The organism is Idiomarina sp. D18, from assembly GCF_057748155.1.
In genome coordinates, this window is sequence record NZ_CM173240.1 from 2,343,803 (window position 1) to 2,361,201 (window position 17,399).

Annotated in this window: 16 protein-coding genes and 2 pseudogenes; 7 read left to right on the forward strand and 11 right to left on the reverse strand. The window is 43.8% G+C overall.

Annotated elements, in window-relative coordinates:
• Positions 1–40 precede the first annotated feature (40 nt).
• Positions 41–205: a hypothetical protein gene (locus tag AC3AP5_RS11285; RefSeq protein WP_165477432.1), complete on the reverse strand. Its 165-nt coding sequence runs from the start codon at positions 203–205 to the stop codon at positions 41–43.
• 304 nt (positions 206–509) lie between these two features.
• On the opposite strand from AC3AP5_RS11285, the pseudogene AC3AP5_RS11290 reads away from it, so the two are divergent.
• Together AC3AP5_RS11290 and AC3AP5_RS11295 are read left to right on the forward strand one after the other, a co-directional pair.
• Positions 510–554, forward strand: a pseudogene (locus tag AC3AP5_RS11290) (hypothetical protein); the annotation flags it as partial.
• A gap of 236 nt (positions 555–790) precedes the next feature.
• A complete protein-coding gene (locus AC3AP5_RS11295) occupies positions 791–1,486 on the forward strand; it encodes a hypothetical protein (RefSeq protein ID WP_487326729.1) in 696 nt (231 codons plus the stop codon).
• Between the two features lie 119 nt (positions 1,487–1,605).
• Here the strand turns inward: AC3AP5_RS11295 and AC3AP5_RS11300 are convergent.
• The 8 genes and pseudogenes from AC3AP5_RS11300 to AC3AP5_RS11335 all read right to left on the reverse strand — a co-directional run.
• A pseudogene (locus AC3AP5_RS11300) lies at positions 1,606–2,217 on the reverse strand (IS3 family transposase); the annotation flags it as partial.
• Between the two features lie 80 nt (positions 2,218–2,297).
• The gene (locus tag AC3AP5_RS11305; RefSeq protein ID WP_487326730.1) at positions 2,298–2,741 is read right to left on the reverse strand and encodes a hypothetical protein; all 444 of its coding nucleotides are present in this window, start codon (positions 2,739–2,741) and stop codon (positions 2,298–2,300) included.
• 104 nt (positions 2,742–2,845) lie between these two features.
• Positions 2,846–3,472 carry a DUF2026 family protein gene (locus AC3AP5_RS11310; RefSeq protein WP_487326731.1) on the reverse strand — a complete coding sequence of 209 codons (627 nt, stop codon included), beginning with the start codon at positions 3,470–3,472 and terminating at the stop codon, positions 2,846–2,848.
• Between the two features lie 100 nt (positions 3,473–3,572).
• Positions 3,573–4,961 carry an ApeA N-terminal domain 1-containing protein gene (locus tag AC3AP5_RS11315; RefSeq protein ID WP_487326732.1) on the reverse strand — a complete coding sequence of 463 codons (1,389 nt, stop codon included), beginning with the start codon at positions 4,959–4,961 and terminating at the stop codon, positions 3,573–3,575.
• A gap of 91 nt (positions 4,962–5,052) precedes the next feature.
• Positions 5,053–6,420 carry a hypothetical protein gene (locus tag AC3AP5_RS11320; RefSeq protein ID WP_487326733.1) on the reverse strand — a complete coding sequence of 456 codons (1,368 nt, stop codon included), beginning with the start codon at positions 6,418–6,420 and terminating at the stop codon, positions 5,053–5,055.
• A gap of 472 nt (positions 6,421–6,892) precedes the next feature.
• Complete coding sequence (locus tag AC3AP5_RS11325; RefSeq protein WP_487326734.1) at positions 6,893–7,411, reverse strand: hypothetical protein; 519 nt, start codon at positions 7,409–7,411, stop codon at positions 6,893–6,895.
• A complete protein-coding gene (locus AC3AP5_RS11330) occupies positions 7,408–8,502 on the reverse strand; it encodes a hypothetical protein (protein ID WP_487326735.1) in 1,095 nt (364 codons plus the stop codon). The genes AC3AP5_RS11325 and AC3AP5_RS11330 overlap by 4 nt, the downstream gene beginning before the upstream one ends.
• Before the next feature lie 384 nt (positions 8,503–8,886).
• Positions 8,887–10,254: a hypothetical protein gene (locus AC3AP5_RS11335; protein WP_487326736.1), complete on the reverse strand. Its 1,368-nt coding sequence runs from the start codon at positions 10,252–10,254 to the stop codon at positions 8,887–8,889.
• 266 nt (positions 10,255–10,520) lie between these two features.
• On the opposite strand from AC3AP5_RS11335, the gene AC3AP5_RS11340 reads away from it, so the two are divergent.
• Positions 10,521–11,726: an IS256 family transposase gene (locus AC3AP5_RS11340; RefSeq protein WP_487326376.1), complete on the forward strand. Its 1,206-nt coding sequence runs from the start codon at positions 10,521–10,523 to the stop codon at positions 11,724–11,726.
• Between the two features lie 178 nt (positions 11,727–11,904).
• On the forward strand, positions 11,905–13,110 hold the full coding sequence (locus tag AC3AP5_RS11345; RefSeq protein WP_487326572.1) for an IS256 family transposase: 1,206 nt from the start codon (positions 11,905–11,907) through the stop codon (positions 13,108–13,110).
• Between the two features lie 166 nt (positions 13,111–13,276).
• Here the strand turns inward: AC3AP5_RS11345 and AC3AP5_RS11350 are convergent, their stop codons facing one another.
• Entirely contained in the window at positions 13,277–14,224 is a 948-nt protein-coding gene (locus tag AC3AP5_RS11350) for a dsDNA nuclease domain-containing protein (protein WP_487326737.1), read from the reverse strand.
• A gap of 49 nt (positions 14,225–14,273) precedes the next feature.
• On the opposite strand from AC3AP5_RS11350, the gene tnpA reads away from it, so the two are divergent.
• The 3 genes from tnpA (at position 14,274) to tnpC (ending at position 16,609) form a co-directional block, all read left to right on the forward strand.
• Positions 14,274–14,573, forward strand: a complete 300-nt coding sequence (gene tnpA, locus AC3AP5_RS11355) for an IS66 family insertion sequence element accessory protein TnpA (protein WP_487326738.1) — start codon at positions 14,274–14,276, stop codon at positions 14,571–14,573.
• Positions 14,570–14,926, forward strand: coding sequence for an IS66 family insertion sequence element accessory protein TnpB (gene tnpB, locus AC3AP5_RS11360; protein ID WP_006954082.1), 357 nt, complete (start codon positions 14,570–14,572; stop codon positions 14,924–14,926). The genes tnpA and tnpB overlap by 4 nt, the downstream gene beginning before the upstream one ends.
• 114 nt (positions 14,927–15,040) lie before the next feature.
• Complete coding sequence (gene tnpC / locus AC3AP5_RS11365; protein ID WP_006954081.1) at positions 15,041–16,609, forward strand: IS66 family transposase; 1,569 nt, start codon at positions 15,041–15,043, stop codon at positions 16,607–16,609.
• Positions 16,610–16,733: 124 nt separating this feature from the next.
• Here the strand turns inward: tnpC and AC3AP5_RS11370 are convergent, their stop codons facing one another.
• Complete coding sequence (locus AC3AP5_RS11370; RefSeq protein WP_487326739.1) at positions 16,734–16,907, reverse strand: dsDNA nuclease domain-containing protein; 174 nt, start codon at positions 16,905–16,907, stop codon at positions 16,734–16,736.
• Positions 16,908–17,399: the final 492 nt, after the last annotated feature.

Consider the following 17,399-nt stretch of genomic DNA (forward strand, 5'->3'; position numbering starts at 1 on the left):
AAAGCGAGCTCTGTTAAGGGTTCGCTTTTTTTGTGGGGTGTCAAAAACTTCTAAAGAACTGTAATGCCTGCGGACATTCAACAATATCCGGCGGTTGCAATTCAGGCTCCGGTGGCGTTTGATAGAACAACTTCTGCTGTGCCATCAGCCAGTCAGTTACATCCCAACGCAATGTAAAATAAAGCCAGCGTCGAAACAGACTCACATCGTTTAAAGATCCAATCGTCGGCCCGCTTTTATACAGATATATGTATAAACTTGCTTTATTCACAATTCTGCATAAAAAACTGACATGAAAAAGTCTCTGTCGATATGCTTATCAAACTGTGTGCGGTACTCGAATTGGAGTTTAAGATCGTCAACCTGCCCAAGAATGAAGTGTCCACGCCGACTAATTCACTTGCGAAAAAATCATTGAGATTCTAATGGGACGAAAATCGCATACCCGAACGCTTTATTGCTCTATGAACGGGTTTCCGGTAGGTGAGTTGTACTTAAAAAAAGGCCGTATGGGCTTTAAGTACGCCACAGAGTGGTTAGAAGTAGATGGCGGTCGTGCTATATCCCTAAGCCTACCGATGCAAAAAGCGGAGATAACGGACGACTCTGTGGCGGTAATAATTTTTTGAGCGTTGCCGCTTTGCGCTCTTCAGAATAACGTGGCATACATGAACCTATGCCGCCCACTGCTTATTAACTAATGGCGAAATTGCCAACTGGACAACTAGGCTGACATAGTGGGTTTTCCTAATTTAATAAATAATGTCTCATTGGTTGAGGATTTTATTTAATGATTTCAAGTAAAAAATTTATTAGTTTATTTTTTAATTTTTTAGCCGTAGCCTTTATTAGTAGCTGTTCAACATCAACTATCTACTTAAATGATTATAATTTAAAAGAGCATAATACTGAAAAAGTAAGAACTTCTCTCGAGAGGGAGGGGTATAAGGTAAAAGTTATATCTGTTCGGCCACCTAATACTTTTAACACATCAACAGTTGTTAGTGGTTCGAAAGCGATTATTAAAGACTCTTTTGATCAGTTTATGCCTATTTTGAATGATTTAGGGTACGACGATATTGAAGTAGCATATATAGAAACTGGCAATCATTGGTATCGAGACGGAAACATTGGACTTTATCTTGTCGACAACGGATATCGGCGTAATCCCACGGACAAGATTGCTGGTAAGTATATAGCTGAAACCTGCGCGTCAATGAAGTCTCTTACTCTCTACAGCGACTCCAAGTTCTCTATTGAATATACAAATAGCGAGCAATTGACTGGAGTGTGGAAAATTAATGAGATGCCATATGTAAATCTCAGTAAAAATAGTACCGGGCTAAATTTTTATTATAAGGTTGAATTTGAAACTCAAACTGATTTTTCGGGAAAAGTAGATATTGTAAGCTTGCACCCGTTGGAGAGTGAGAGTCAGATTAAAGATTGTGTTTTTGCTAAAGGCGTTAGAAGAAGCTCGATGTAATGAAATACCGACTGCTAAGCTTCAGCGCGAGTTGATAAAAATACGACGACGTATTTTTTCCTCTTTAAATTGCGGAGAAGTCTCTCTGCCACGGCGATATCATGGCAGTGGTGTAGTGGTCAAGAAAAACTGGCCACCGGTTTATAGTTAATCCAGTATTTTTGCTCTGCCTGATTCGGGCTCAAACCGTTGTTATGCTGATGCGGCCGAAGCTGGCTGTAATACCCGATTAAATACTTCAATATGTGATTCTGCGCCTGCACAAATGAACGATATCCATAAGTCGGCATCCATTCTATCTTTAGACTTCTGAAAAAGCGCTCCATTGGTGCATTATCCCAGCAGTTATCCCGTCGACTTAAGCTTTGCTTTATCTGGCACTTCCAGAGCGTCTGTCGGAACTTTCTGCTCGTATAATGGCTGCCCTGATCTCTATGGAACATCCCGCCTTTAGGACGTCCACGGCTTTCATCGGCCATTTTCAAGGCGTTGCTGGTTAACGTACTGTCCGGTGAAAGCGACATTGCCCAGCCCACAGGTTTGCGGGCGTATAAATCAATGACTACGGCCAGATATGCCCAACGGCTACCAGTCCAGATATAGGTCACATCGCCACACCACACGCGATTCGGCGCACTAACACCAAATTGACGCTCTAAATGATTCTGTATCTCAACATGTTCATCGCCTGTTTTCTTGTATGTGTGTCCGGGAACCTGACAACTGATAAGTGTATAGATGTCCGCTCAGTGCCAGGAGCGGACGTTAATGACTGCAAAAAAAGGCTCGAGGAACGAATTTAATTGCTTGGTTATACATTTGCTTCCACGACCAGCTCCACGAGAAGTCGCGCTGACCTACAAAGCTCAACATCTCGATCTCTAAACGGTGATTTCTGACCATGCTCTAGGTTGCACCTCACTTGGTAAATGATCATAAAAAGCTCTTTAAGCTTATCTAAGCATGTATTACCCGCTTGAAACGCTTCAATATAGTGAGCGGTGTTTCGACCATTCCCCCGCATGTCAACCACTGGCTCTCCCAAAAGATAGTTCACCTCTTTTTCTTGTTCAGCTAGGAGCTCCTCAGCTAGTTCCTCTTCAACGTTCTCTTCCAAATAGCGAAGGATTTTAGCTCGTTCGCGTGCTCCATTCACTGGATAATACAGGTTGTTGAATGCACGCCAGACATTTGAGAATCCATCAATTGGGTCCTCCGTCTCTCGTGATCTTTGCAACCATTCTTGAGCCTTCATCGCCTACCTATTTGCATAACGTTCGGCTAAACGGCGAGCGTTAGCGAGCCCGGTGGAGGCCACGCCGTTTGCGGCTGGAGCGAATTTGAGAAGATTGTTAGGCATTACCATGCCCCAACCACACTGTGGCTTATTGGTCTAATAGTTGTCTTTTTACCTAAGTCATCAATGATTTCGAATTTGGAAAGCTTCTTTTTGCTTTTTTTACACCATTCTAAGCATATTTTTTCCAAATCTTGAGCGGCAGGCTTTGCAAACATGTTTTGTAACAAGTGAGCAGTTAGTGCTGGATTTGACTCAAAGTAGAAGTCCCCAATACTGACTAGATCATGGGGGCTTGGGCAGCCAGAGGACTTTGACTTCTGGAGCATATTTCTTTTTACGCGGCTCTTGGAGCCAGCTTGGCTAAGCGCTTCTTTATATTCTGGAGCAGTGAAATCAATAATATTGTTCTCGGTCTCAATCCAGCAATGAAAAGCGTCAAGGCTACTATAAAAATTACCTTCCTCCTCGTGTGCGAACGACAGCGCGTCGCCATTCTCTGTGAGCCGAATAACAGCTGCCCCCATAACAGGTCTGGCCTTTACCTTAAAAAGATTTTCTAGAATGAAGGCCCCATTAACATTGTAGAATTGGCATGATTTTCCCGCCCCGTGAGAAAGCTCGCGACCAATGCTTGCAACTACTTTATAAATAAGCTCGTACTGTTTAAGTGTAATATCAAACTTCATTTGATAAGTGCTCGTTTATGGCTAACGCCGCAATAAACGGCAGCTACGCATTAGCTGTCCGACGGAGGCACGAAGTGCCGTAGTGAATTTGATTGCCTTGTTAGGTTTCACTTATTTTACGCTTGAGTGGGTAACAATTTTCTATGACAGAAGATATTTCCTCATCACTAAAACCAATAACTTTTAAAAAATGTAGCTGAAAAATTACTTCCATTTTCTGACAAAGAACCCACAGATCATTGCCTTGTGCTGCACTATCTTTTAAATCCTCATTGTAATGAGTGAGATAGTTACGTGTATCTACGATTTTTCTCAGTAGACTACTCCTCTCTCTATTGTTACCCAACTTGTCTTTGAAGGGCTCAATAATTCGCTTTAATCGCTTGCCAAGATTTATTTCATTTCCATGCGTTAAGCGCCCTCTGAGCCACTCCAAATGCTGCGCTGGGCATGCTTCGATAATTTCAGAAACCAACGACTCGAATTCATTAGAATCCATCAGCTTCTCATCACTTGTTCTTCTATGGTAAGTCTCCAAGCCTTGAGCTAAGGCCAAGAATTTACCATCAAGATATCTTTGAGCGCCTATCTTTGTTGAGAAGTACAGGCTTAAAGCGGGGGCAATAATCTCGTATGCATTTATCCAATTATTAAAAACATCCTGGGCATTAGACTTGATCGCTCCATAACTGAACAACATCTGGTGCCAACTCTTCTTTGGTATTTCTTCCGAAAAAGGGATGCTAGGATAGTAAATTCGTATAGGAACCGGATACATTTTCCCTTCACCAATCTCTCTTTGTATTTCCGTAGATTTTGCAATCAAATTATTTAATGTAACCGTTGTATCAATCGCAAAGCACATTAAATTGGTTAATTTATATGCAATTTCAGTAAAGTCACCCAGTGGCCTCAGGTCTTCAGACACCAGCTTAAAATATGCTCTTTGCGTTATTTTTGCTTCTGTTGTGTTAGGAAAACCGGGGAGGGTATATGCAAAGAAGATTTTTAACTGCATTCCATTGTCTAGCTGATAGTCAATATTTTTAGGTGGTTTATATGTAATAGCGGCAGTCTTATTTTCCCAGTCGTTATTTACGCTTATTCCGCTAATCCCTATCCATTCGTCAAAGCAATCGACTGAAAATGACAAAGAATTAAACGTGATGAGTTCATCTTTATCGTATGCAGCACCACTTAAAACTCTATTTACACAAACTTTTGATTTCGAAATGCCACCGAATGATATATTTTTCTTGGTGTAGAAACAGTTATCTAATGTTACCAAGCCGTCTTTCTCAATGTGACCAATTATTCTGCTCAGATCATCATTGCTGTTAAGTGCTTGTATACTTTCATCAAAAAGACCAACAACCTCCAGTTCTATATCTCCACCATTCGATATAGTTAATGTACCTGGTATTTTTCTATCTTCATTTTCGGGAAGCCAGAAATAGCCTGTTTTTACGTATTCTTTCTCGATTCTCATCAGGTCCTCTTTAGAAATCTAACGCCCGCATTTGCGGCTGGTTTGGAGCGCAGCGGAAAACCAGTCCGACAACATGCGCTTGTTAGGCTTATCACGGCACGATCTTCATGTTTATTGTCATCGACGAATACGGGTGAAATTCCGGTAAATGACTGATTATTCGACCGTTATCAAAATAGTGGTGTGCAATTGATGGAAACAACTCTTCTGGCACTGGATGCTTAGAATTTGGATTATGGAACATGGATAAACCTTCGCCCCAAGTTTCATTTGATTCTGTAGTGACTTGATATGCGAATTGCTTAGGCAAAGATGCATTCGGATCATGATCATGATGGGTACCAAATCGATGCATTATGATGTTATCAGGCCCGAAGCCTGCCTGACGGCCTATGCGATTAAATTTAGATATAGTCCCACTTGCGGAGAACAACACAGCGCTAATATTCTCGGCATCAGGCTGAAAGAAGTAGCCTGATGGAATCACCTTATCACCCACTTGATGTTTTTCGATTTTTAGGACGGAAATGATAAGTTTTCCATCTTTATCTCTAGTAAATTCGTGCTTTACTCCATAGAGGTAGTTTATTAGCGCATTGGAACTCCATTGCATAGACTGGTCATCATGGAAATCCGCTATTGCGAAGACGAGTGGATTGTCTCTCACATGATCAAGCTTCCAGTACTCTTTTTTTAACTTGCTATAAAGGGGGCTTCCAAATTTTATTGGCATTTCATTTTTGTGTTTTTCTGCTATCTCAGACGGGTGCAAAAATTTTGGCTCTGTCTGGAGAAGTGAGGCCGGATTGTCATTTTTTCTGCCCACTATCACTGCTTCAATCGCAACCTTATGCCCATATTTTTGAACCAAAAAGTCTGGGGCATGATGTTCCCGCTCAAAAAAAAGCTGCTCTTCATTGAAATACGTATTCAAATAGAGCTCCCATAGTCTGGCGTCAAAACCAGAACTTTGAAACTGCTCAATAAAATTCCCGTCAATATCAACAAAATGAGGCATAAGCTCATTGATAATTGTTTTGGCAGGAATAAATGAATCTTCTTGAGATAACTTTGTAAAGAATGGGTGTTGCTTTGCAATTGGTACTACTGGTGTAAATAAGTCCAATCCCTTCGTTTCATCACCTTGAGGAAATACAGTATTGCCTGTGCCAGCGTGCCACTTGATACCGCCTTGCACCCACGCCCTGGCTTCTTCAAGCGTTTCAATTGAGGCTTGCACATCAAATGCTCTGAATCGGTCGCCTTCATCTCTACCCAAGATAATTCCAACAAAGTCATCATCAATTGTATCGCGAAGAACAATCCCCAAGACAACCTCGGAATCATCAGCATACCATTCGAGCTCTTTACTCATGTATGCTGCTGCAGGGCTTCTAGACTGAGCGGCCAAGGCATTGAATCTTTTTAGATCTAAACTTTTTACGATGATCTCGTCCATGACGATTCCTGATTGATAGCCTAACATTTGAATATTGTGCGTACACACCTAGAAACTCGTCCAATTAATAGTTCTCGGCTCTTAACTTACTGATCAAGCCGGCACTCCTGACTTGAATGGTTCCAAGTTAGCAAAGGCAATTTAAGCATGCTCAGTTACTCCTTACCGAGCGCACAATATCCAAAATTTATTTCTTGTTATGTCATTGACAGTAAACGACTTAAATACACAACACAACGATAAAGCGCACAACATTGCCGAAGTGAATGTGCCGTACACCGCTAGCAATACCCTCACTTACTAATAAAGGGACGGCTAGTCACTAGTTGGAGTTGGCTGAGAATTAGAAAGTCCGCCCATTGCCGACCTTCAGCTCTACAGAAAAAGATTCGTTATCACTAACTTGTCTATGCTCCTTTACGAATTTTCTGGCGTCCCGAATAAGCGAGTCGTTTTCCCACTTTTTTGCTCATTAATTTTCAGTCGTTCTGTTCAGCTTCTTGTTTAGTTTTTGGTCATTCTCTTTATTAGCTAAATCCGTTATGAAATTAATGTTTGACGCTATCACGCTATAAATGCAAAACAACTGAGCATAGACGAGGCAAAGTAACACAAAAAGCCCAACAAAAGAAAATAGCTCAGGCACTTTCAGGTACAATTTCGTATTCACTAGAAATGGTTTCATAGAAATACCAATCAATAGTGCCGCCAATATTACTGCCGAGATAACTACTACACCAACCAACAACCGGACACGCTTTTTGTCTTCCTCCGGGAAGATAGCAGACGAGCTTGGCTGAATAACCTTACGCATAGCTTGCGGGTAAATGTATGCAATCCAAATCCCCATAATAGTAAAAATCATGGCCGACCCGCTTTGCAAAATACTCACTACAGGCGATAGGTCTTCGTAGGTTATGTCACCTTTAAATAGCCAACTAACTAACGCTATTACGCAAGCTAAAATAATATGCCAAAACAAGGCCTTCATTGTCCAACCGCTTCTTGCTGGTCTTCCTCAATAAACGCTGACAGTAGCTTAGAACGCGTAAACTCCATTGCTTTAAACAATCGCTCTGTCGTGTAATGGCCTGTGTCATCACGACCGCCACCTACTAAGTCGTTTACCGGAAAAATACTTTTGACGACGAATTTATCTAACCAGACAACCCCCGAGTTTTCTTTTTTGAAGCCAATGTTTCGCCACTCGTCACCGCCCGTGTACTCACGCTCGTAAAGATCAATGAGGTGTTTAAGCTCTTGTACTGTCGGCTTAGCCTCAATGTTAACCTCTACTCTACGGTTGCCTCTCGTAACCTGGCTTGAGACAAAAGGTAGACCTTTGAAAAAGTTAGTCCAACCGCCTTGCTTCACTACCTGAGCACTAATCACGTCGCGTTTAACGAAGTGCGTGATTTCACCTGTCAGCTGCTCCAAATCAGCTTCAGTAGTCGGCTTCTTAAACTGTTCAGAATAAGCCTGAAACCATAAATTGCCTTTCTCGCCAGGTTTAGTAGGGGTAAACGAAATAGAAAGATACTTACCTTTGCCACCTTTCCGCTCTTTTTCTTCGACTTTTCTTTGTCTGAAGTCGCTATGTAGTTCTACATAGTCACGCATGAATCGATTCATAACTTCTGTGTCAGCAACAGAGTTAGGAAAACGAATAGAGGCGAAAATATCTAACGACGGAATAAACCAGTAATAGGCGGCTTCACCCCAAATAACTCGATCGTTACCCACATTATCGTCGGCATTATAAAGGTTAGTGTCTTCTAACCCCGCATCAGCCTTGATGCCGTATACGCCATTTCCCTGACCAATAGCACGCCAAAGGATAAGCATATAATCGCCTGTTTCTTTATCACACTCTATTGACTTCAAATATACTTTTTTCCGGTTACCGTAACCGACTGTCTGGTCGTCCCATGGCAGCGTATCTTCTAAAGAGATCCTTTCTTGAAACCACTCGTGTAAGGAGTCGAGTAATACATTCATACTTAAAGGTTCGAAATAATCATCACCTCGCCGTGCAAACCCCAAAGACTTGTATTTGAAAAATGTAACCAGCCCTTCGCTCATGAAAACTCCATTTATTCATTATGAGTTCCAGTAAATCACAAACAGCGCTTAACTCAAAGTTACCGTGTTAATAGTTGTTACTTCTGACCTTTCCCCTGAACTAACGCCATCTTATCGATGAAATTTCGGTTTTATGACAGGCCCCCATTATTAGAACCACTCGAGGAATGAATTGAGCTGTTCATGACGCGACCCTCCCTTAAATAAGGATAGCGTTGCATTCAGCAATAACAGACTTAGACAAGCAACAGTCATTTGCATCCTTGGAATAGCTCTGCAGTTTCGTGGGTAAAATAGACATGAGAGGCAACTCATTTCTCCTCTTAAAACGACTTTGCTATATGTCCCCAAAAAATATAAGGCTACCTGAGGGTAGCCTTATATTTAAGTATTGTTTAAAACAACTTGCTCATACTCAGCGCGAAGTTGAGCATAAGGCTTACGCTGCAATAGACGACTGTCGCCTAGCTCAATGATATGAGCATCTTTTTTATAGACCGATAAAGCATCGCTGTTCATAGCACATAAAATCACTTGATAGCCATTAGGAATATTTTCAGTGACAACATCTATAACTTGCTCATATCGATGTTTTGCTTGTTCTTGTTGATTAGGAGTATCGATAACAAATGGGGCCAGTTGGCAATGATTAACGTAATTAATCTGACGAAGAACGGCTAGCTGATACGCAAGTGTACCTCGTGTACCTTCTGCTGCACCACCACCTAAAATCTTTCTATAATCCATAGGGGCTTTTACACCACTTAGATTAACTCCAGTCGCTGATAGTGTATTGATGCTTTCAACTAAGTTGCCCATGAATAGCTCGTTCAGCTCGTCTTTATCTTTCTTTTTAACTAGCTTGCGTTGTTCTTTCTTAATGTCGTTCTGCTTATCTTTAGCGTATTGCGACTGAAGTAGATAACTTTCTTTTTTCTTAAAAATGCAAGTGTTAACTTTCTTTTGCGAAACAGCATGAAGAGCTTGCTCAAACGCTTGTTGCTCCCCGGGTTTATCTTGAGCAGCATCCTCGCTCAAGTACTTTTCACTAATTCGCTCGATTTCAGACACTACAAAATTTAACTTGTCAGTTAGCTCTCTGCGTTGTCTATATTTACCTTCAAGTACAACCTTAATGCTATTTGCTTGTTGCTCTAGGCCTTCCTTATCAGCCAAAAGCCCAGCACGGCTTAACAGTGAGTTATCATGTTCAACACCACATAAAGGGCACTCTAGAGAATCTGATGGTACGTTCTCTACTGCAAAAGTGTAATCTTCGTCGAGCTCTCTTGCTGAAGTGCTCGCGATAAGGTGTTCATGTTCTAAATCATGGATTTCAATTGCTAACGCTGATTGTTGCTCAAACAGTTTAGATTGGAGTGCGGAAAACTCTGTTAACTCCTTCTCAATCTCCATCTGAATAGCTTCTAATTCAGCTTGAGAGACCGCAATAGTCTGCTCTGGACCTGTCTCTTTAAGGACACTTATTGCTTCTGCAATACGGGCTACTTGTTGATTAGCTTCTTGCTCTATGGCTTTTTGCGCAAAGATATCTTCTTCAAGTTCAAAGTGTTCACTTGGTAAGTAACCACAAAAGTATTTTATTAAGGTCTTTTTGAAATTTTTGTATTGACCAAGCCCTTCAAACCCATTCCATGGTTCATCCCAACTTTTCTTTTGGTCGATGTAGAATGGTAGGAAGTAAAAAGCGGGTGGAGGGCAATCTAGACCATCCTGTCTGTTTGCAAGCATTAGATTAAAGTTAACTGCTGTTGAGAAATCTTCAGCATATTCGCCTGTTACTTTAGAGTACTTCTTTAATGGGGTACCTTTACGGCCAAAATAAATGCCATCCGAGTAGCGACTAACAATGTATTCCTGTTGATTTACTTTGAAATACAGGGTTGCCTTGACGTCTTTTGACTTCCACTCTTCATCAAAATGAGGATCGCAACCAATGGCGGTAGTGTTCAGAATTCTGTGTCATTTCGTTAAACTAAGCAAAAAAGAGATGACATATGACCAAAAACAATTTCGACATGGATGCCGCTTTAAAGCAGTTGCGTGAAGGCAAAGACCTCACCGGCAAAGACGGCATCCTGACACCGCTTATTAAACAACTCACCGAAGCCGCGATGCAGGCTGAGCTTGAAGAGCATCTCAGTGATAAAGAGCAATCTAACCGCAAGAACGGTTCGACGTCAAAAACAGTCAAGAGTCCTGCCGGCAGCTTTGAATTAGATACGCCCCGCGACAGAGCCGGCTCGTTTGAGCCGCAACTGGTTAAAAAACATCAGACGCATTTAACCGATGAGCTGGAGCGTAAAATTATTGCATTGTTTTCGCTTGGAACCAGCTATCAAGACATTCGCATGCACATTGAAGATCTGTACGGCATTCATGTCTCAAACGGCACCATTAATGCCGTCACGGATAAGCTTCTGCCGGAGCTTCAGGCATGGCGTGAACGGCCTTTAGAAGCGGTTTACCCCATTGTATGGCTCGATGCCATTCACTATAAAATCAAAGAGAATGGGCGTTTTATCAGCAAAGCTGTTTATACCATTCTAGGCCTCAATATTGACGGTAAAAAAGAGCTTCTGGGGCTTTATTTATCCGAGTCAGAAGGCGCTCATCACTGGCTGAGTGTGTTGACCGATCTCCATAATCGAGGCGTTCAGGATATTCTGATTGCCTGCGTAGACGGCTTAAAAGGCTTCCCTGAAGCCATAGAAAGCATCTACCCGAAAACCGAGGTGCAACACTGCATCATTCACCAAATTCGTAATTCGCTGAAGTACGTGGCCAGCAAAAATCAGAAAGCCTTCATGGCCGATTTAAAATGCGTGTATAAAGCCGCGACGCTATCCGCTGCCGAAAGCGCGCTGGATGATTTAGAAACCAAATGGGGCGATAAATATCCCATCGTTATTCAATCCTGGCGCAATAAGTGGGCGACACTCTCAGCGTATTTTAAATACCCCGACTATGTGCGGACCGTCATCTACACAACCAATGCCGTTGAGGCGGTACACCGCCAGTTCAGAAAACTGACCAAAACCAAAGGCGGTTTTAGCAATGAAGGTAGCTTGCTTAAGCTGCTGTACGCGGGTATGTTAAAAGCAACTGAGCGCTGGTCGCACCCGGTGCAGAACTGGAATCTGACACTGTCTCAGCTAACCATCCACTTTGAAGGTCGACTGGATGGCCACATAGATTTATGAAAACTTGGCTGACACAGAATATTGAACACTCTCCCAATGGCCCAGAAAAGGCTTTTTATTAGTGTTGATTTACCAATACTATTATCGCTTCCGGTAACGAGATTGAGTCTCTTCGGAAGAGAGTGTAAAAATATCTGTGTAAATGGCATTCTTAGCAATATCGAAGAAGGATATCAGAATGCCAATATCAGACAAACTCATCGATCAGCTGCTTGATGGCTGTGACTCACCCGACGACATTTTAGGTGAAGCTGGGCTGCTCAAGCAGCTTACCAAAAAAGTCGCTGAACGCGCTTTAGAAGCCGAGATGCAAGCCCATTTAGGCTACGCCCCAAATGATGCGGCCGGCAATAACAGCGGTAACTCCCGCAACGGTAAAACCAAGAAGGCTGTTCGTAGCACCAACGGTGACGTCGAGCTGGATATTCCCCGTGATCGCAACGGTAGCTTTGAGCCTAAACTGGTTCGCAAAGGTGAACGCCAGCTTAACGGATTCGATGAGCGCATCGTCGCGCTCTATGCCAGAGGCATGACTACCCGGGATATCCAGGCTTACCTTGAAGAAGCCTACGGTGTTGAAGTATCTCCCACATTCATATCTCAGGTTACAAACGAGGTGATGGACGAAGTAAAGGCCTGGCAACATCGACCACTGGCAAAGCTTTACCCGGTCGTTTACCTTGATTGCCTGGTGGTTCGCAGCCGTGACTCTGGCGTTGTTCAAAATAAGTCAGTCTACCTGGCGCTTGGTATTAACACCGACGGTGAAAAAGAGCTCCTTGGCCTGTGGATGGCGCAAACCGAAGGCGCTAAATTCTGGTTATCTGTGATGAACGAGCTTAAAAATCGCGGCGTCGATGATATCTTTATCGCCTGCTGCGATGGCTTGAAGGGCTTCCCCGAAGCCATTGAAGCGGTTTACCCGAAGACTCAGGTACAGCTGTGCATCGTGCATCAAATTCGCCACTCTATGCGTTACGTAAACTGGAAGCAACGCAAGATCATCGCAGCTGACTTAAAGCTAATTTATGGTGCTGCCACCCGCGCTGCAGCAGAGCAGGCGCTGGAAGAGTTCGCTGAAAAGTGGGATGAAGAGCATCCGACCATAAGCCGCTCATGGCGGGCAAACTGGGAACGCTTAAGCGTATTCTTCGAATACCCGGCGGAGATACGTAAGGCTATCTACACCACTAACGCCATCGAATCGCTGAACGCGTCATTGCGTAAAATTACCAAGACTCGCCGGTCGTTCCCGAATGATGAGGCCATCATGAAGGTATTGTACTTAGCCTTGCATCAGGCATCGAAAAAGTGGACGATGCCCATACGCAACTGGAAACCGGCCATGGCGCAATTCGAGATCATGTATCAGGATCGGATTTAACAGTGCAAACAGCCATTTACACAAAATTTTTTACAGTCTCCTTCGGAAACGTAAATTGATTCGCAAGTCTTTTCGAATCGGACAGAAGAACTAGACGTTGAAATTGCAATCCTTTCATTTTTATGCTTCCTAAGATTTCTAATCAATAATTTGTAATTATTTTTCATTATTGAGCCTTTAATAAGCAGTAGATGATTTCTAACAACAATTCATTTTGGTCACTAACCTTCGCAAGTAATCCATCTTTAATTGCTTGTTTACTTAGAGCCTCAAGATACGCACTATCGTCAGGATAGTTATTTTCATCGACCTTGATATGAGACTGTTCAAATTCCTTTGTAATCTCAATATCTAATGCGCTCATAAATCCAGCTCTTCGCAGTGCGAGTAGAGCAAGTTTACTTTTGAAAGTACGCTTTTGTTTCGACTTCCAACCTAAATCTCTTGCTAAGTCGTCAAAGTCGCTTTTTAAATCATCGACAGATGGGTGAGTTGTATGCTGGGTGATCACGTTATGTACTTCATTAGAAGTGAGGGCTTTCTTCTCGATCAGTCGAGCCCAATCTTTATAGTCATACTCTACTCGACCAATTCGTCCCATCTCATCTATAACTGAGCGATAAATGTTTACAGGATTGCAAAATGCTCCTGGAAATATCGTAGTTACGAGACGCGCAAAGTGGGACAACACGTAGTCTTCCTGATTCTTTAACTGTATTTCAGGAACAATAAACTGTAAGTGCTCAGGTAGCACTTCAATCCCTAGCTCATTATCAATATCTCGCGTCAATCTTGCCAAATCATTTTCAGCAATGTCTCCAACCTTGATAACGTCCAGCGTCAAACCATTATCAAGGTTCAGGCTAAACCCGCTCGATGAGACTAACCCAATAGTTGTTATCCGCTTTTCGTATTCTGTATTGATGCAGGAGCTAATTAACTTCCCAAGGACCGAATTCTTGAGGGTATCGCTAGCCCCTTTTTTTCTCTTAGTTAAAGAAGCCGCCGTATACTTAGCCTGTTGATTTTTTACCTGATAAAATTCAAATTGAGCTTGAGCTGCATCTAAATTATCTGCAATGTAAGCGTCACATAAACCACGCCTAGTCAGCACGTTGCAGATAGCCTAATTTATCGCCACGTTCTAACCAACGAGGTGATTTATGAGTCGAGCATACCGCTCTAAAGCGCAGTGGCAGGCGCTAATTAATGAGTTTGAGCAAAGCGGTCTAAGCCGCAAGGCGTTTTGTGAAGCCCGGGGTATTAATCCGAACTACTTTAGTCAGCGCCGCCGTCAGTTGCAGCAGGAAACCGAGAGTACCGGTTTTGCACAGGTGGCGACTGAGTCGTCGCCGGCATCCGCGGCGGCCATGCAGGTTCGCGTCGGCGATGCGCAGTTAGTATTGCCGATGTCGGTATCGCCCCGCTGGGTGGCTGAGCTGGTCAAAGCCCTCAGCGTATGAAGATGTTCGTCGAGCCGCCGGCGATTTATTTGTATAAGCAGCCGGTCGATTTTCGCAAGAGCATCAATGGCCTCAGTGCTATTGTCGAAGCCGAGATGGACCGCTCGCCGTTCAGCGGTGCCGTGTTTGTGTTCTGCAACCGCCGGCGCGATAAAGTCCGGGCGCTTTACTGGGACAAAACCGGTTTTTGTCTTTGGTATAAGCGGTTGGAAAAGAATAAGTTTAAATGGCCGCGCAAGGTAAAAGGCGATGTCCTTAATTTAAGCGCACAGCAATGGCAGTGGTTGCTCGAGGGCCTCGATATTACCCTGATGAAAGGCCATCAGCCATTGCATTTTAGTGCCACCATCTGATCGAAAACGGCTTATAAAGATCCTGCATAAAAACCGTTTTACGATCACGAATTGGTCTAAGTAAACCCGCTAAAACAACGGCTTCGACGGTATTTTTGGGGTATAATAGCCCCCATGAAAACGAGCGATGCAAACACACTCCCGGATGATGTTGAGAGCCTGAAAAAGATGGTTCTCGACATGCAATCTCAGCTGCAAACAGAGCAGGCTGAGAAGTCGCGTTTGCAACATCAACTCGATTACCTGAGAGAGCAGTGGCAACTGTTGGTGCAAAAACGCTTCGGTGCCAGTAGCGAAGGGCTGCCCGGTCAGGGTGAATTGTTTAACGAGCTTGAAGAGGCTCTTGAGCCGACAGCGGAAGAAGTAGCCGCAGAGCAAACCGTTACCTACACCCGTAAAAAACCGCGCCGCCCGCGTATTGATGAATCATTGCCGCGCGAAGAGGTGTTGCACGATATCGCAGACGAAGACAAAGTCTGTGACTGTTGTGGCCATGACTTGCACCGTATGGGCGAGGAAACCAGCGAAGAGCTGGAATTTATCCCGGCCACCAGCCGGGTGGTGCGCCATGTACGCCCGAAATACAGCTGCCGCGCCTGCGAAAAGCACGGCACACAAACCGCTGTCAAAATCGCACTGGTTAAACCGAGCCTACTGCCCAAGAGCATCGCAACGCCGAGCTTGCTGGCACAAATCATCAGCGCCAAGTTCCAGTTCGGGTTGCCGCTGTATCGTCAGGAAGCGATGTTCAAACAATACGGCATCGAGTTGAGTCGCCAGACCATGAGTCGCTGGATGTTGACCGTCAGCGACAAACTGCGGCCGCTTTATCAGCGCATGCACGACATCCTGCTAAAACAACCGGCTCTCTGGGCTGACGAGACGACCTTAAACGTGCTCGATGTGGATAAATCCAAATGCTACATGTGGGTTTACGGCTGTGGCACCGATAAGCCGAGGCCGGATAAATCACCGAATATCGTGCTGTATGATTACCAGGACGGGCGCGGTGGCGCCCACCCCGCTGCGTTTTTAGCTGACTATTGCGGTCCACTGCAGGTGGACGGCTATCAGGGCTATGAGCAAACCGGCGCCCGGCTGGCCGGTTGCTGGGCGCATGCCCGTCGTAAGTTTATTGAAGCCAAAACCGTACAAGGTAAAGGCAAAAGCGGCAAAGCCGACCAGGCGCTGAGCTTTATCCAGAAACTGTACGGCGTTGAGCAGAAAATCAAAGACGCCTGCCCGGTGCAAAAGCAGGAAAAACGCACCGCCTTAGCACAACCTGTGATGGACAAGCTAAAAACCTGGTTGGATAAGTCGGCGCTGCAGGTCAACCCGCAGTCACTGCTCGGCAAAGCCATCCATTACACGCTTAAACAATGGGACAAACTGCAGGTTTACCTGCATGACGGCCACGTTAATATCGATAACAACCGTGCCGAGCGCGCAATAAAACCGTTCGTTATCGGTCGCAAAGCCTGGCTGTTCTCAAACTCACGAGGCGGCGCGCAGGCCAGCGCTATCCTGTACAGCATGGTCGAAACCGCCAAGGCCAACGGCCTGATGCCGGTCGACTATCTCATGATGTTGTTCGAGCAACTGCCGCTACTCAACGACGGTGATGACCTCGACCAACTGCTGCCCTGGCACATCAACGCCGACAAAAACGGTCAATCAAACTGACCCGCCAAAGACTGTTCGGATAGACCGAAATCAATGATCGGATTAAACCGAAACGCGTGATCGGGTGGCACCGAAATCATCTCAGCGACAATTATCTTGGCCGGTTGTGTGGTTTATGTGACGCTTACTCTGCAATTACAACATCCTCATGATACTCAACCAGTAATGCATACTCTTTATTGTTCTTGTGCTTCTCAATAATCTCGCATAACGCCCAATGAAATTGGAAATTATACTTACCAAAGGTGTTTGCTCCTGCGGATTCTCGTTGAGCTACTGCGAGTGGATTATCTTCCATATGACCTGTATTAGCTAAAAGTGATTTGTAACCTTGAAATTCACTTTAGCATAAAATTTGTGTTTAGATCTTTTATCCAATTGAACTAGCAACTGATTTTTAACTTACCTCTAAAAAGTGAAACGAGTTCTTAGGTTTTTTAGATTTTAGATCTATTTTCCTTTCTGACGCAGTTGGTTAAAGCAAGTAACTTGGTTCATTTATGTCCAATTATGAACTAAGCTAAATGTCCGCTCTTGGCACTAAGCGGACAACTACGATTTGTAGCATTCTTCTTATAAGACTCGAAATTTGACTCAATTTGGGCCGATAGCGTTTCAGGGTAAAGGTCAAAATTACTCGGTTCAAAAATCCATTTAAAAAATTTTGTCACGGATTTGTCACGCATGTGTCACGGCTTATTTTTTCGGGAATTTGAGCAGTTTCGAGCAAAGGTCATGAGTGTATTAAGAGTGACTTCAACTCAACAAGAGGAAACCGATGGGAATCGAA